The organism is Bacteroides sp. An279, assembly GCF_002159615.1.
Classification (GTDB): Bacteria; Bacteroidota; Bacteroidia; order Bacteroidales; family Bacteroidaceae; genus Phocaeicola; species Phocaeicola intestinalis.
This window is the reverse complement of sequence record NZ_NFJA01000036.1, coordinates 1-15,130: the sequence shown is the minus strand read 5'-3', so window position 1 is coordinate 15,130 and position 15,130 is coordinate 1. Positions and strand designations below refer to the sequence as shown.

Sequence of the window (15,130 nt, the reverse complement as noted above, 5' to 3'; positions counted from 1 at the left end):
AAAAACATTTATGATTATATTACAGAATAAGATATCCAAACAAGAAGTGTCTGAGATGCCGAAGGTTAGTTTCTCGGGGCGCATTTTTGTTATCTATACCGAAACGGAAGCACGTAAGGCAATCGATTACTTGAACACGCATTCTGTAGTAGGGGTGGATACCGAGACACGTCCTTCTTTCCGTAAAGGGATGACTCATAAGGTCGCTCTTTTGCAAATAGCTACTTATGACACGTGTTTCTTGTTCCGCTTGAACCATTTGGGACTTCCCGATTTTCTGGAAGAATTTTTGCAGAATGATGTGTTGAAGGTAGGATTGTCGTTGCGCGATGATTTTGCTGTGCTCCGTAAGCGGAATGGAGGCGATTTGCGTGACGGAAACTGGATAGAGTTGCAGGATTATGTGCCGCATTTCGGTATTGAAGAGAAAAGTCTGCAAAAAATCTATGCATTGCTTTTTGGCAAGAAAATATCGAAGGCGCAACGCCTTTCCAATTGGGAGGCAGAGGTGCTTACTGAAGCACAGCAGTTGTATGCTGCTACAGATGCTTGGGCATGTGTGGAAATTTACAGTTATCTTGAAGACCTTCGGAGTCATGGCAACTACCGCATTGAAAAGGTAGAGGAGAAGGCTGGTGAATAGTTTCAACAGCATAGGGAGTCTTTGGGGACCTTTCTTTGTCTGATATCAATCGTTTAATCTATTAATAAATATTATATAACGTGTCATATAAAAGAGTCTATTTGAAATCCGGAAAGGAAGAATCATTGAAGCGTTTTCATCCTTGGATTTTCTCAGGTGCCATAGCTCGGGTAGAGAATGAACCGGAAGAAGGAGAAGTAGTAGATGTATATACATCGGAGAAGGAATTTATCGCTTGCGGACATTTCCAGATTGGAAGCATTGCAGTACGGGTACTTTCGTTTGTACAAGAACCGGTTGACCGTGCTTTTTGGGTACGTAAATTGTCGTGTGCACGTAAGGTACGTGAGGCTTTGGGACTGATTGGTAATCCGCAGACCAATACTTATCGCCTGGTGCATGGTGAAGGCGATAACCTGCCCGGCTTGATAGTTGATATTTATGGTAAGACGGCTGTGATGCAGGCTCATTCGGCAGGAATGCACCTGGACCGGATGGAAATAGCTGCCGCTTTGTCCGAAGTAATGGATGATACGGTTCAGAATATCTATTACAAGTCGGAAACCACGTTGCCTTTCAAGGCCGATTTGCTGGCTACTGAAAATGGATTTATCCGAGGTGGAAGTGTAGATAATGTAGCGATGGAAAATGGTTTGAAGTTTCATGTTGATTGGCTTAAAGGACAAAAAACAGGTTTTTTTGTCGACCAGCGGGAAAACCGTCGCTTATTGGAACGTTATGCAGCAGGGAGAAATGTACTTAATATGTTCTGCTATACAGGTGGATTTTCGTTCTATGCAATGCGCGGAGGTGCCAGACTGGTACATTCTGTAGACAGTTCTTCGAAAGCAATCGACCTTACTAATGAAAATGTGCAGTTGAATTTTCCTGGCGATGTGCGTCATCAGGCATTTGCCGAAGATGCATTCAAGTATCTTGACCGTATGGGAGAACAGTATGATTTGATTATTCTTGATCCACCGGCTTTTGCCAAGCACCGTGACGCACTTCGTAATGCCTTGCGTGGATATACCAAACTCAACGCAAAAGCTTTCGAGAAGATTCGTCCGGGAGGGATTCTGTTTACTTTCTCCTGTTCGCAGGTGGTAACGAAGGATAATTTTCGCAATGCGGTCTTTACAGCTGCTGCTCAGGCAGGGCGTAGTGTGCGTATCTTGCACCAGCTGACTCAGCCCGGTGACCATCCGGTAAATATCTATCATCCTGAAGGAGAATATTTGAAAGGATTGGTATTGTATGTGGAGTAACCAAAGTTGACGAGATATCATTATAAGTTGACAAGGTTTTGAGTAGTTAATGTATCAGAAAACCTTGTCAACTTATTGACGTGTCGCTATTCTACTGTGACCGATTTTGCCAAGTTCCGTGGTTGGTCTACATCTTTGCCTTTGCATACGGCAATATGGTAGGCTAATAGTTGGAGGGGAATAGTGGTAATGAGTGGTTCCAGGCATTCCAGAGTTTCTGGTATTTCGATGCATTCGTCTGCCAGTTTGCTGATTATCGTGTCGTTCGGGTTTATTAAAGCGATGATGTGCCCTTTTCGTGCCTTGATTTCCTGAATGTTGCTTATTATTTTTTCATACATTGCATTTTGTGTGGCAATGACTACTACGGGCATTTCTGTGTCTATCAAAGCGATGGGGCCATGTTTCATTTCGGCAGCCGGATAGCCTTCGGCATGAATATACGAGATTTCTTTTAATTTCAGTGCACCTTCCAATGCTACAGGATAGCTGTATCCGCGTCCTAAGTAGATGAAATTGTGTGCATATGTGAATATGCGCGATAATTCGGCAATGTTTTGGTTTTGTTTTAATACCTCTTTTATTTTTTCTGGTATCTGCTCCAGTTCGTCAATGATACAGCGGTACGTTGTGTCATTAATAAGTTGCTTTTCTTTGCTCAGTGCCAGGGCAAAGAGGGTTAGCACTGTTACCTGGCCGGTAAAGGCTTTGGTGGATGCCACCCCGATTTCGGGACCTACATGGATGTATGAACCAGTATCCGTGTTTCGTGGAATGGACGAACCTACTACGTTGCAGATGCCGTATACGAAAGCTCCTTTTTCTTTTGCCAATTCGATGGCTGCCAGCGTGTCGGCTGTTTCACCTGATTGTGAGAGGGCAATAACTACATCTCCATTGTCAATCACCGGATTGCGATAACGGAACTCCGAGGCGTATTCCACTTCCACAGGGATGCGGCAGAAGGTTTCGATGAGTTGTTTCCCGATAAGTCCGGCATGCCATGAGGTACCGCAAGCTACAATGATGAATCTTCGTGCTCCAAGCAGGCGCTCTTTATGTTCGCTTATGGCAGAGAGCTGTACTTCATGAGTCTCTTTGTTCACTCTTCCACGCATGCAGTCGTTGATGCATTCGGGTTGCTCGAATATTTCTTTCAGCATGAAATGTGGGTATCCGTCTTTTTCCAGCCGGCCGATGTTCAGGTCTATTTTTTTCACTTCGGCCAGTTGTAGTTCGTTTTCAAGATTGACTACCTTAAGTGCTTTCCCAGGTTCGAGTACCGCTATTTCATTATCCTGTAGGTAAACCACTTTGTCTGTATATTCTACGATAGGAGTAGCATCTGATGCCAGAAAAAATTCGTCATTTCCTACACCGATTATTAATGGGCTGCTTTTGCGTGCCGCAAGAATGCGGCCTGGTTGTCGTCGGTCAATAACGGCGATGGCGTATGCTCCGATAACGCGGTGTAAGGCTATCCGGATAGCATCCAGCAGGTCAATATGCGAACTGGTCTGGATATAGTCTATGAGTTGGACCAGCACTTCGGTATCGGTCGAACTTTTAAAGGTATATCCTTTTTGTTGGAGTTGTTCGCGCAAAAGGGCGTAATTCTCAATGATACCATTGTGTACCAATGCCAGGTTTCCTGATTGAGACACGTGTGGGTGAGCGTTAGCTTGGCATGGTTCTCCGTGTGTAGCCCAGCGTGTATGGGCGATGCCGATGCATCCTGTCACATCTTTTTGCGTGGTGAGTTCTTCCAGATTCAAAACTTTTCCTTTAGCTTTATACACATTTAGCTTGTGGTATTCATTGATCAGCCCTACTCCGGCACTGTCATATCCACGGTATTCCAGTCGTTTTAACCCTTTTATCAGGATGGGGTAAGCTTGTTTTTGTCCGATGTATCCTACGATTCCACACATAATTTTTTTGTTTAGTTGTTGTATTCTTTAGTAAAAAACGAATGAAGAAAGATGACTGACGGTATCTTATCTCTTGATTTTTTACTGATTTTCTGGTATTGTAATTAGCTAAAAAGAATGTCCGCAATTAGCCGGTCCAGTTGAGTTGTAAACGCAGTACTACTGCGTTTGCCGATGAAGATATATTCGTAGGCGGATGCAGTTATATTCAACCGCGGATGCAGTATATATTCATTTTTCAGAGGTATTGTATTGGCTGAATGCGGACATTCATTATAATTAAATAGAAGAGTGCTTCAGGCAGTTTAACGGATTGTGTTGTAAGAGCGTACTAATTTTTCGTCGTTCTTTATGCCACGGATGGCAAGCCAATTCAGCACAAGCGAAATAAATGGCAAGCAAATTGCCCATGAGGGGGTGAAGCTACCGTATGCCGCCAATACAGAATAAGCATATATTCCTACTACGAGATAGTATGCTACCAAAACCACATTACTGAATATAGCCAAGCGGATTTGCCGCATACGTTTTTTATAGAAGAAAATGGTGACGAATGCAAGTAAGGCAGCTATGAACAGGAGCACAAACATTACTCCCGGTGTGTAATTTGAGGTACCGTCTGCAGCGATAACAGACAGATTGCTTAACACAGCCACACTGGTTTCTGTATAAAAATATCCCACAGGTACCGACATCGCGATTGCCAGCAGTACTGTAGCCACAAATAAATAAACTGTTTGAATACGTTGTATCATAACTAGTCTTTCTTTTCTAGAACAAAAAGACACAGAAGCGTATTCTTATACCTTTTCCCTTATTCTGGAAAGTCTGGTAACAATACGTATCTGTGTCCTGTTTTTAATTCGATTATTGCAATTTTTCTTTTTCCTTGGCCGGATTGCGGTAATATACCTTGCCTTCAATATATTCTTGGGTGGCAATCAATGTTGGTTTCGGCAATTTTTCATAATAACGTGAAATTTCAATCTGCTCCCTGTTCTCGAACACTTCCTCCAAATTATCATTGTAAGAAGCAAATTCTTGAAGTTTTTTAGACAAATCGTTCTTCATTTCTACGCCGATCTGATTTGCGCGCTTACCGATAATAGCTACGGTTTCATAGATATTACCCGTGTCTTCACACAATTCCATCAGGTTACGGGTAATGGTATTGGTCGGAGCGTTTGTTTTTTTGTAATCCATAATTTTACTTTATTATAAACCTTTGATTAATTTTCGTCTTTTATGTATTGGCTGGCATCCTTGAAGATTTTTTCCACTTCCGGCATATACTTGCTTTCGGGAAATTCGTTTTTGAATGCATAATACTCGTCTATTGCTTCGCGCATACGTTCTTCCTTCTTTTCAAGGACACTTTCTTTTGCCATATCATATTTGGCCCGGAGAATCAGAATCGAAAGATCTTCCCGCCGTTTGGTATAGGGATAATCCCGTAAGACATTCTGTGCTGTCACAACGGCTGCAAGATAATTGTTACCCGTACTGCTATACGAGGTGTTTCCTGTGTACGAACCTAGGTCGTAATACAGTTTTGCAGACAAGTATTCTTTTTCCACCAGTTTGTCTTGCAATTCGTAAATCATGTTTTGGGCTATTTCCTTGCGTGAACTTGTCGGAAAGTATTCGATGAACATCTGTAATTCCTGAATGGCTTTATAAGTACTTGTCTGGTCCAACCGCGGTTCAGGTGTATCCAGATACAGCGATTTTCCACAGAAAAAGCGTGCCAATTCAGTATAGGTTCCACGCGGGTAAGTAGTGTAATACACATTAAAATAATGAGAAGCCGAAATATAATCGCCTTGGTTGAAATACGTCATAGCCAACATATATGCTGACTCTTCTGCATTGGCCGTTCCTTTCAAGATAGAAATCAGTTCTTCCAGCAAGGTTGCAGCCCGGCTGTTCTGACCTTTGGCAAAATACCCTTTGGCTGCCTCATATTTATATTCGTAGTCCGTACTTTTAAGTACGGTATTATACTCCCCGCACGAAGACAACACTCCGCCAAGAAGCAATGCCATAACGATGTACTTTTTCATATCAATCTATATAGTTGTGCAAAATTACGGCTTTCTGCCGAATAATGCAACATCTCAATAATTTTTAATACAAAAAATCTCGTCTGTTCCATTCCGATAAAAATTATTGTGTAACTTTACACGCTTTTTAAACATAGCCGTATGAATTTTGAACTCGTATCAGACTACCAGCCTACTGGCGACCAGCCGGAAGCTATCGCGCAATTGACCGAAGGAGTAAAAAATGGCATTCCTGCCCAGACGCTGCTTGGTGTGACTGGGTCGGGTAAGACGTTTACCATTGCCAATGTCATCAAGAACATCAACAAGCCAACGTTGATTCTGAGTCACAACAAGACACTTGCCGCTCAATTGTATGGTGAGTTTAAAAATTTCTTTCCGAACAATGCCGTAGAATATTATGTTTCCTACTACGATTACTATCAGCCGGAAGCTTATATCCCCTCTACTGATACTTACATAGAGAAAGATCTTGCCATAAACGAGGAAATTGACAAGTTGAGGCTTGCTGCTACCTCGGCTTTGCTTTCTGGCAGGAAAGATGTCATTGTGGTATCATCTGTATCCTGTATTTATGGAATGGGTAATCCGGCAGATTTTTACAATAACGTAATAGATATTAAGAAAGGCAAACGGATAGATCGGAATGTCTTTCTCAGAAAATTGGTAGACAGTCTCTATGTCAGAAACGATATTGAACTGAACCGGGGAAACTTCCGGGTAAAAGGAGATACGGTGGATATTTATCTCGCTTATACCGACAGTGCTTTGAGGGTGATGTTTTGGGATGACGAAATAGATGCTATTGAAGAGATAGACCCGGTTTCAGGGCACAGGCAGGCAGAATTTGACGAGTACAGAATTTACCCGGCCAATCTGTTCATGACTACAAAGGAAAGTGTGCTCCGGGCTATTCACGAAATAGAAGACGACCTTACCAAACAAGTGGCTTTTTTTGAAGATCAGGGAAAAACGTTCGAAGCCAAGCGTTTGTACGAACGTGTTACTTATGACATGGAAATGCTTCGCGAACTGGGGCATTGTTCCGGTATTGAGAATTATTCAAGATACTTCGATGGTAGGGAGGCAGGTACCCGTCCTTATTGCTTGCTCGACTTTTTCCCGAAAGATTTTCTGATGGTTATCGATGAGAGTCATGTCAGTGTGCCGCAAATTCGTGCTATGTATGGAGGTGACCGTGCCCGTAAGGAAAACCTGATTAAATATGGGTTTCGTTTGCCGGCAGCTATGGATAACCGCCCGTTGAAGTTTGACGAGTTTCAGGAAATGGTGAAGCAAGTTATTTATGTCAGTGCTACCCCAGACGATTACGAACTGGAGCAAAGTGAAGGAATTGTCGTGGAACAAGTCATCCGTCCTACTGGTTTATTGGATCCGGTTATTGAGGTGCGTCCCAGTATGAACCAAGTGGACGACCTGATGGAAGAAATTCAGCAACGTATTGAAATGCAGGAGCGTGTACTTGTCACCACGCTTACCAAGCGTATGGCAGAAGAACTGACTGAATACTTGCTCAACCATGGTATCCGTTGCACCTACATACATAGCGATGTAGAGACACTGGAGCGTGTGAGGATAATGGACGATTTGCGCCAAGGTACCTACGATGTGTTGATTGGGGTCAATTTGCTTCGTGAAGGGCTTGACCTGCCTGAAGTGTCGCTGGTTGCCATATTGGACGCGGATAAGGAAGGCTTTCTTCGTTCACACCGGTCGTTGACCCAGACAGCCGGCAGGGCAGCTCGGAATGTTAATGGGAAAGTCATTATGTATGCCGACAGGATAACTGACAGTATGCGGCTGACTATCGATGAAACGAATCGCCGCCGCATCAAGCAGCTGGCTTACAACGAAGCACATGGCATCACGCCTCAACAAATCAAGCGGGCATACAACAACGTTTTGCTTGAAAAGACAGATACCGAGACATCGGTTTCGAAACAACCTAAGGCTTACACCGATGCTCCGGAACAGTTCTATGCTGCGGCAGACCCGATTGTACAATACATGTCAAAAGAACAGTTGCAGAAAAGCATCAATCGCACTCGGAAGCTGATGCAGGAAGCGGCTAAGAAACTGGATTTCATTGAAGCTGCACAATATCGTGATGAGCTTATCCGTCTGGAAAATTCATTAAAAGAAAAACCGTGATATTGCCTGGAAAGCGTGTTTCACTTTCTGCATACTTTGGGAAATATGATTTTAGGAGACGTCTCAACAGGTACTTTTTTATGATAGGTTTTCGAGACCGATGAATCTTTAATCAAAAGAAAGGGCTCAAGATAGAAAATGAGATGTCTTGGTTTTATACTTATGATATGAAGTCCTTTATACTTTATAATATATAAGGTAAGAAAGGAAAGATTTCTCTTGCTTCATGTCTTGACTTTAATCCCAAATGCTATTTTGAGCCTTTCTTTATTGTCTTTATCTGTCTTTTTTAATCTGTAAATGAACCGTAGCGTGTAGGCAATAGTTTGCGGTCTCCCAATGTGTTGTCTACGCGTGCCACATTTATCCAGAATTTGTTTTCTCGTACACTTGTTGTCGGATAGACAGCTTTTTCACGTGTGTAAAAATGTTGCCATCGATCTGATACGGCTTCGTATTCGGGATGAGGGGCATTGACTAGCACATTGTCCTCTTTTGATGCTTCGCCATTTTTGATTTCTTCTATTTCGTTCCAGATGGAGAGCATACAGTCTATAAAGTTGTCAAGTTCACTTAAACTTTCACTTTCGGTAGGTTCTATCATTAATGTGCCGTGTACAGGGAATGATAGGGTCGGAGCGTGATAACCGTAATCCATCAGACGTTTGGCAATGTCGTTTTCTGTTATTCCGCTTTCTTCGTGGATATTGCGACATTCCAGAATCATTTCGTGCCCCACATAGCCGTTTGTTCCCCGATATACTGTACCATAGGTATCGCTCAGGCATGCTGCCAGATAATTGGCATTGAGGATAGCTGTTTTTGTGGCTTGTTCCAGTCCTTTTGCACCCATCATTGAAATGTACCCATAAGTAATGGGTAAGATGCCGGCACTTCCGTATGGGGCAGATGAAACTTCATTAGTGTCATTCCCGAACAGATTGTGACCTGGCAAGAATGGAATCAAGTGTTCGGATACGCAAACTGGACCTACACCTGGACCGCCTCCTCCATGTGGACTGGCAAATGTTTTGTGCAGGTTGAGGTGGCACAGGTCTGCCCCGATGGTACTTGGATTCGTCAGTCCCACTTGCGCATTCATATTTGCGCCGTCCATATATACTTGTGCTCCACAGGCATGGATAATCTGGCAGATTTCCATAATGTCGCTTTCGAAAATGCCATGAGTAGACGGATAGGTAATCATAAGTGCCGCAAGACGATTTTTGTTGGCTTCTGCTTTTTCGCGTAAGTCATTTACGTCTACGTTTCCGTGTTCGTCACAGGCACAAGTCAAGGTTTCGTATCCAGCTTGTACGGCAGATGCCGGGTTGGTTCCGTGAGCTGATGCTGGAATCAGAATCAAGTTCCGATGCCCTTGTCCGATACTTTCCAAATAACTGCGGATGATGCGCAGTCCTGTATATTCGCCGGCTGCTCCTGAATTGGGCTGAAAAGTAATGCCGTCAAAACCTGTGATGGCAAGCAATTGTTTGGAAAGGTTTTCTATCAGTTCGTGGTATCCTTGGGCTTGTTCTTCTGGCACTAACGGATGGATGTTCATCCATGCCGAATTGCTAAGTGGTAACATTTCGGCTGCGGCATTCAGTTTCATGGTACACGACCCTAATGAAATCATGGAATGGGTAAGGGAAATGTCTTTGCGTTCCAGTCGCTTGATATAGCGCATCATTTCCGTTTCCGTGTGATAAAGGCTGAATACTTCGTGGGTAAGGAAAGGTGAACGGCGGCACATGTCGGGGCTGATTGAAGAACTGTCTGTGATATCTTTTACTTCATGTACCGTTTCTTCTGCAGCGATGCCGAATATCATAAAGAGTTGGTTGGCATCTGCCAATGTGGTAGCTTCGTCAATGCTGATACCTACATCGCCATTGTCGAAATAGCGCAGGTTTACTTCTTTGCTCAAAGCAATGGTGCACAATTTTTCTTGCGACACATTTTCTGGAAGGCCAAGGCGGAGTGTATCGAAAAATGTTTCATTCCGTTCGATATATCCCAAGCCGGTAAGCCGGAGGTTCAGCCAGTTGGTTATGCTGTGGATGCGTTGGGCTATTTCTTTAATGCCTTTTGCACCGTGCCATACAGCATAAAACCCCGCCATGGTAGCGAGCAGTGCCTGGGCTGTACAGATATTCGATGTTGCCCGTTCACGTTTGATGTGCTGTTCTCGTGTTTGTAAAGCCATCCGGTAACATACATGTCCATATTTGTCTTTCGAGAGGCCGATGATTCTTCCTGGCATATTGCGCTTGTATTCATCCCGTGTGGCGAAATAAGCAGCTGATGGCCCGCCATAGAACAGAGGTATACCCAGTCGCTGGGTGCTTCCGAATACAATGTCGGCTCCCCATTCTCCGGGAGGAACCAGCAGGGCTAGACTTAAAATATCGGCGTCTACTGCTACTTTGCATCCAGATTCATGTGCACGGGCGGTAAAGTTGCTGTAGTTTTCGATGTTGCCGCTATTGTTTGGATATTGTACAATGCAACCAAATATGTCGGGAGTGAATTCCAGTTTTTTATAGTCACCGGTTTTTATTTCGATGCCTTGCGGTATGGCACGTGTGCGGATAACTGCCTGTACCTGTGGGAATATTTCCCGATCGACAAAGAGTGTGTTGGCGCCAGCCTTTTGTTGTGCGCGGCTACGTAAAGCGAACATCATTGTGGCGGCTTCGGCTGCTGCAGTCGCTTCATCCAATAGTGAGCAGTTAGCGAGCGGCATGGCGGTCAAGTCGCTTATTACAGTCTGGAAATTGATGAGGGCTTCCAGGCGTCCTTGTGAGATTTCGGTTTGATAAGGTGTGTACGAAGTATACCAGACCGGGTTTTCGAATACATTACGTTGGATGACGGCTGGAGTAATTGTATCATACCATCCCGTACCTATATACGATTTGTAGACTTTATTGTGCGAAGCCATCTGCGTGATATGTTCGGAAAATTCTCGTTCGGTCATTGCCGGTGGCAGATCTAGCGGTTTTTTCAGTCGGATTTGTTTTGGGATAGTTTTGTCAATGAGTTCATCCAATGTGCCGACACCTATTTTCTCCAACATCTTGGGAAGGTCGGAGTCCGAAATGCCAATGTGGCGGTTGGCAAAAATGTCTGTCTTCATGGTTTTTAGATTTTTAGGAGCAAGTCGGCAAGATTTCTTATTTTGTTTCCCTCATGTCTTGTCGACTTGTCTGTCTGGTTGTTATTTAAAATAAGGGTTGTTCATTTTCTCTTGTCCGATGCTGGTCGGTTCTCCGTGTCCGGGATATACGATTGTTTCATCAGGCAAGGTGAAGAGACGGGTTGCAATACTGTCCAGCAACTCGTCATAGTTTCCTCCTTCCAGGTCGGCACGTCCTATACTTCCCTGGAACAGAACGTCTCCGCTGAAGATGCATTGGTTTTCAGCATTGTAGAATACCATTCCTCCTGGAGAGTGTCCAGGTACATGGATGGCTTCCAACGTGCTTTCTCCAAACTGTATTTTGTCGCCATCGGCTATGTATCCTCCCAATTCTGCCGGGGCAGCGTTGGGCGGAAATCCGAACATACGGCACATGGCAGGCATCTTTTCCAGCAAGAATTCATCCTCCTTGCATGCTTTAGCTTTCAGTCCCAATTCGCGCAACAGGAATGTGTTGCCGAATATGTGGTCTAAATGGAGATGGGTGTTCAGCAAGTGTTTTACATTCAGGTTGTTGTCGTTAATGTATCTTTTCAGTTGCTGTTCTTCTTCTGGATAATAACATCCTGCATCGATGATGGCTGCTTCTCCCGTTTTATCGGAAATCACGTAGCAATTGACGGGAAACATATTGAATTTAAAACGTTTGATGGTCATAGCTTTCGTAGAGTCACTTTTTATTTGTTTATGCTTACATACACAACCTTTTTCGTATTGAAGTATTCCTCCTTGAAGAAATTTGTCAGTTCCGTGACAATTGCCTGATGCCTTACGGGTAGAATTTCGTGTTGCAGCTCGCCGCCTTTCAGGCAAATCAGGCCGTTGGGCAAGGCATTGCATTGCTCTTTCTTGATATTCTTTCGGACTAATTTCAGCAGGTCGGCCAGTGGCATTACAGCCCGGCTTACAACGAAATTGAACTGTGCTTTTTCTTCTTCAGCTCTGCACTGGCGTGTGGTTACATTTTTCAGCCCGATAGCATTAGCCACTTCCGTAGTTACTTTTATCTTTTTCCCGATGCTGTCTATCAGGTGAAATTTCACTTCGGGGAAGAGAATAGCAAGCGGAATGCCAGGGAACCCACCTCCTGTACCTAAGTCCATCACTTCTGTTCCTGGCCGGAACGAAATAATTTTTGCGATGCCTAGTGAGTGTAACACGTGGTGTTCGTATAAGTTTCCGATGTCTTTTCTGGAAATGACGTTTATTTTGCTGTTCCAGTCGGTATAAAGTTCTCCCAATGCTTCAAATTGTGCTTTTTGGGTATCTGTCAGGGTAGGAAAGTACTTTAGAATGATGTCCATGGTTGTACTGTTACTTTTTCATATAAGGTTGAATATCGTCATAGTTTACCTGTAAACGGAAGTCGCCGGCCGAGTAAGGGGCTATTTCGTAGTGGTTGTAGTAGAATGTCACTCCTTCTTTTTCCAGCAGGAAGTTCGACGGTATGTATAAATATGTATCCAGTAAGATGCCTTGTTCTTGCAGTCCGTCCAATGACGTGATGGTATCGGTATTCAGTCTTCGGTTTGTTTCTTTTATCAGTTCGTTCATGATGAGCTTGCAGATATTGGCGGTATCTTTGGGGTTGAATACATCATTTTTTTTCAATATCGCTCCCGTTTTTGAATCGATGTTCAGGCAGGTGGTTTCAGTGTTGGGATGTGCACCTCCTGTATAACGGAAATTAGTCAGTGTGTAATTCCATACGCCGTTGTATCCTTGCTTCATTTCTGTGTTCAATTGGTATTCGTAGTTGTACCATGCCGGTACGTCGGCTGGTTTCATACCATTGTGTATGTCAGCATCGAACAGTCCTTTTACATCTGTCCTGTATCCGCGTATGTAATTGTCTGCCAGTGTGGAAAGTACTTTGTCGGGAGTCATTGTCATGAAAGCGTTTCCGAAAAGTGTTTTTTGGATGGCTGCGTTGATTCTAGGTGATACCGAATCGTTTTCGGCCGTTGGTTTGAGGTACGAGAAATCCAAGTTGATTTTGCACGATGGAACTTCTTCTCCTTCTTGCAGGTAGATGATGGTGTCTGTGCTCACAGTACATACTTGTGGTGCTGTTTCCGTTTTGTCTTGTTGTAGGCAGCCCGGCAGCATGCAACATCCCGTGACGCTGAATATCAGCGATAAAAATAAGTTCGTTCTATGCTTCATATCATTTGTTTTAGGTTCCTCTGATTTTGATATGACAAAGATAACACAAGTTTGTGAATTTTTTGTATATATTCTCTTAATCTTTTTGCAAAAAGGTTGGAAATATCAGTCGGTTGCTACGTACACGCGTCTTTCGTTATGCAAAAGGTGATGTGGAAAAAATATTTATGAGAACTGTATGTTATCCGGAATGGATTTGGGAATGACGGAATGGATGTCGGGAGAAGGTCTGTTTGAAAAAACTTAGGGGGATTTCTTGCCGGTCTGCTGAACATCTTGTATCTTTAGCGTGTTATTATTTGTAATAATTTATAAAAACATTTGTTTATGGAAACAATACAAAACATCGGTACGTTGGGTGGATGGATGAACGACTTGCTTATTTCGTGGGGATTCTCACCCAAGTATGCCAATATGTTCGACGAAACAGTGGTGGCTGCGCTCATCATATTGTTGGCCGTGGGCCTGAATTATTTCTTCCAAGCTATTGTGGTGGGAGGAATCAAGCGTTACACACGCCGGTTCCCTCGAAAGTGGAATACCTTGCTGGTAGAACGCAAGGTGGTGCATCATCTGCTGCACATCGTTCCCGGCATGTTGATTTATATGCTTTTGCCCTTGGCTTTCGTGAAAGGAAAGGGGATGCTGGATTTTTCGCAGCGTGTCTGTGCCGTTTATATCATTGTGTCTATATTGTTCACTCTGAATGCGGTGTTGCTGGTGATGCTCGACATTTACAATTCAAAAGAAATCCGGAAGAACCATCCTATCCGCGGATTGGTGCAGGTATGTCAGGTGGTGCTGTTTTTCCTGGGAGGTATACTGAGTGTTGCCACGCTTATCGATAAATCGCCCGTGACGCTTTTTGCCGGCCTGGGGGCTGCTGCCACGGTGCTTATGTTGGTATTTAAGGATAGTATTCTGGGATTTGTGTCGGGCATTCAACTTTCTGCCAATGATATGTTGCGGATTGGTGACTGGGTGACTTTGCCTAATGGGACAGCCGACGGGATAGTGCAGGAAATTACGCTGAACACGGTGAAGATTCAAAACTGGGACAATACCATTACTACCATACCTCCTTATACAATGGTGAACAGTACGTTCCAAAATTGGCGTGGAATGCAGGAAAGTGGAGGACGCCGGGTGGATAAGCGCATCTGGCTGGACTTGGATACTATCCGCTTTTGTGCTCCGGATGAATTAGAACGTCTTTGCAAAGATATTCCGTTGCTTGTCGGTTATGTGCCGGACAAAGGTCAGGTGCCGACCAATTCGCAGGTGTATCGTGTTTACATCGAGCGTTATTTGATGAGTTTGCCGGTGGTGAACCAGGATTTGGACTTGATTATTTCGCAGAAAGAACCTACCGAGCACGGTCTGCCCATTCGTGTATATTTCTTTTCACGCATCAAGGCGTGGCGGGAGTATGAACGTATCCAGTCGGATATTTTCGATCATCTGCTGGCTATGGCTCCCCGTTTCGGGCTGAAATTGTATCAAGGGATCTAAAACGGGAATAAATACCGCAATCAGTCACCGGATAAGATGTCTCCCAAATGAAGATATATTCAGAAGCTGTTTTGAATTTATCGTGCGATGATTTGGGATGAGTTTTTGAGGCATTTTCGCTTTTGTGATGAGGAAGATAGCGGGCTATCTGACGAAGAACAGGAGCGAAA

Annotated in this window: 12 protein-coding genes; 4 read left to right on the top strand and 8 right to left on the bottom strand. The window is 43.8% G+C overall.

Annotated features, from left to right (window positions below):
* The first annotated feature begins 10 nt into the window (after positions 1–10).
* Complete coding sequence (locus tag B5F78_RS08180) at positions 11–643, top strand: 3'-5' exonuclease (RefSeq protein ID WP_022039338.1); 633 nt, start codon at positions 11–13, stop codon at positions 641–643.
* A gap of 80 nt (positions 644–723) precedes the next feature.
* On the top strand, positions 724–1,911 hold the full coding sequence (locus B5F78_RS08175; RefSeq protein WP_022039337.1) for a class I SAM-dependent rRNA methyltransferase: 1,188 nt from the start codon (positions 724–726) through the stop codon (positions 1,909–1,911).
* Between the two features lie 86 nt (positions 1,912–1,997).
* Here B5F78_RS08175 and glmS read toward each other — a convergent pair whose 3' ends face one another.
* The 4 genes from glmS to B5F78_RS08155 form a co-directional block, all read right to left on the bottom strand.
* Positions 1,998–3,842 carry a glutamine--fructose-6-phosphate transaminase (isomerizing) gene (glmS, locus tag B5F78_RS08170; RefSeq protein ID WP_087406467.1) on the bottom strand — a complete coding sequence of 615 codons (1,845 nt, stop codon included), beginning with the start codon at positions 3,840–3,842 and terminating at the stop codon, positions 1,998–2,000.
* Between the two features lie 305 nt (positions 3,843–4,147).
* Entirely contained in the window at positions 4,148–4,597 is a 450-nt protein-coding gene (locus tag B5F78_RS08165) for a DUF4293 domain-containing protein (protein WP_022039335.1), read from the bottom strand.
* Between the two features lie 112 nt (positions 4,598–4,709).
* Positions 4,710–5,045 (bottom strand): DNA-directed RNA polymerase subunit omega, encoded by a 336-nt coding sequence (locus B5F78_RS08160; protein WP_022039334.1) that lies wholly within the window; start codon positions 5,043–5,045, stop codon positions 4,710–4,712.
* Positions 5,046–5,071: 26 nt separating this feature from the next.
* Positions 5,072–5,905, bottom strand: coding sequence for an outer membrane protein assembly factor BamD (locus B5F78_RS08155; RefSeq protein ID WP_087209402.1), 834 nt, complete (start codon positions 5,903–5,905; stop codon positions 5,072–5,074).
* Between the two features lie 141 nt (positions 5,906–6,046).
* Here B5F78_RS08155 and uvrB point away from each other — a divergent pair, with 141 nt between their 5' ends.
* Entirely contained in the window at positions 6,047–8,077 is a 2,031-nt protein-coding gene (uvrB, locus tag B5F78_RS08150) for an excinuclease ABC subunit UvrB (protein ID WP_087406466.1), read from the top strand.
* Between the two features lie 289 nt (positions 8,078–8,366).
* On the opposite strand, the gene gcvP is transcribed toward uvrB, so the two are convergent.
* The 4 genes from gcvP to B5F78_RS08130 form a co-directional block, all read right to left on the bottom strand.
* Positions 8,367–11,219, bottom strand: a complete 2,853-nt coding sequence (gcvP, locus tag B5F78_RS08145; protein WP_087406465.1) for an aminomethyl-transferring glycine dehydrogenase — start codon at positions 11,217–11,219, stop codon at positions 8,367–8,369.
* An 81-nt stretch (positions 11,220–11,300) separates the two neighbouring features.
* Complete coding sequence (locus B5F78_RS08140; RefSeq protein ID WP_087406464.1) at positions 11,301–11,939, bottom strand: MBL fold metallo-hydrolase; 639 nt, start codon at positions 11,937–11,939, stop codon at positions 11,301–11,303.
* Positions 11,940–11,959: 20 nt separating this feature from the next.
* Positions 11,960–12,586, bottom strand: coding sequence for a 16S rRNA (guanine(527)-N(7))-methyltransferase RsmG (gene rsmG, locus B5F78_RS08135; protein ID WP_022039328.1), 627 nt, complete (start codon positions 12,584–12,586; stop codon positions 11,960–11,962).
* 10 nt (positions 12,587–12,596) lie between these two features.
* Positions 12,597–13,448 carry an RsiV family protein gene (locus B5F78_RS08130; RefSeq protein WP_087406463.1) on the bottom strand — a complete coding sequence of 284 codons (852 nt, stop codon included), beginning with the start codon at positions 13,446–13,448 and terminating at the stop codon, positions 12,597–12,599.
* 345 nt (positions 13,449–13,793) lie between these two features.
* Here B5F78_RS08130 and B5F78_RS08125 point away from each other — a divergent pair, with 345 nt between their 5' ends.
* Positions 13,794–14,960 carry a mechanosensitive ion channel family protein gene (locus B5F78_RS08125; RefSeq protein WP_191762786.1) on the top strand — a complete coding sequence of 389 codons (1,167 nt, stop codon included), beginning with the start codon at positions 13,794–13,796 and terminating at the stop codon, positions 14,958–14,960.
* The last annotated feature ends 170 nt before the right edge of the window (positions 14,961–15,130 follow it).

Bases quoted from the DNA above. Each gene is read 5' to 3' on its own strand.
- B5F78_RS08130 (WP_087406463.1), bottom strand. From the start codon at position 13,448: ATGAAGCATAGAACGAACTTATTTTTATCGCTGATATTCAGCGTCACG.
- B5F78_RS08140 (WP_087406464.1), bottom strand. From the start codon at position 11,939: ATGACCATCAAACGTTTTAAATTCAATATGTTTCCCGTCAATTGCTAC.
- uvrB (WP_087406466.1), top strand. From the start codon at position 6,047: ATGAATTTTGAACTCGTATCAGACTACCAGCCTACTGGCGACCAGCCG.
- gcvP (WP_087406465.1), bottom strand. From the start codon at position 11,219: ATGAAGACAGACATTTTTGCCAACCGCCACATTGGCATTTCGGACTCC.
- rsmG (WP_022039328.1), bottom strand. From the start codon at position 12,586: ATGGACATCATTCTAAAGTACTTTCCTACCCTGACAGATACCCAAAAA.
- glmS (WP_087406467.1), bottom strand. From the start codon at position 3,842: ATGTGTGGAATCGTAGGATACATCGGACAAAAACAAGCTTACCCCATC.
- B5F78_RS08165 (WP_022039335.1), bottom strand. From the start codon at position 4,597: ATGATACAACGTATTCAAACAGTTTATTTATTTGTGGCTACAGTACTG.
- B5F78_RS08160 (WP_022039334.1), bottom strand. From the start codon at position 5,045: ATGGATTACAAAAAAACAAACGCTCCGACCAATACCATTACCCGTAAC.
- B5F78_RS08180 (WP_022039338.1), top strand. From the start codon at position 11: ATGATTATATTACAGAATAAGATATCCAAACAAGAAGTGTCTGAGATG.
- B5F78_RS08155 (WP_087209402.1), bottom strand. From the start codon at position 5,905: ATGAAAAAGTACATCGTTATGGCATTGCTTCTTGGCGGAGTGTTGTCT.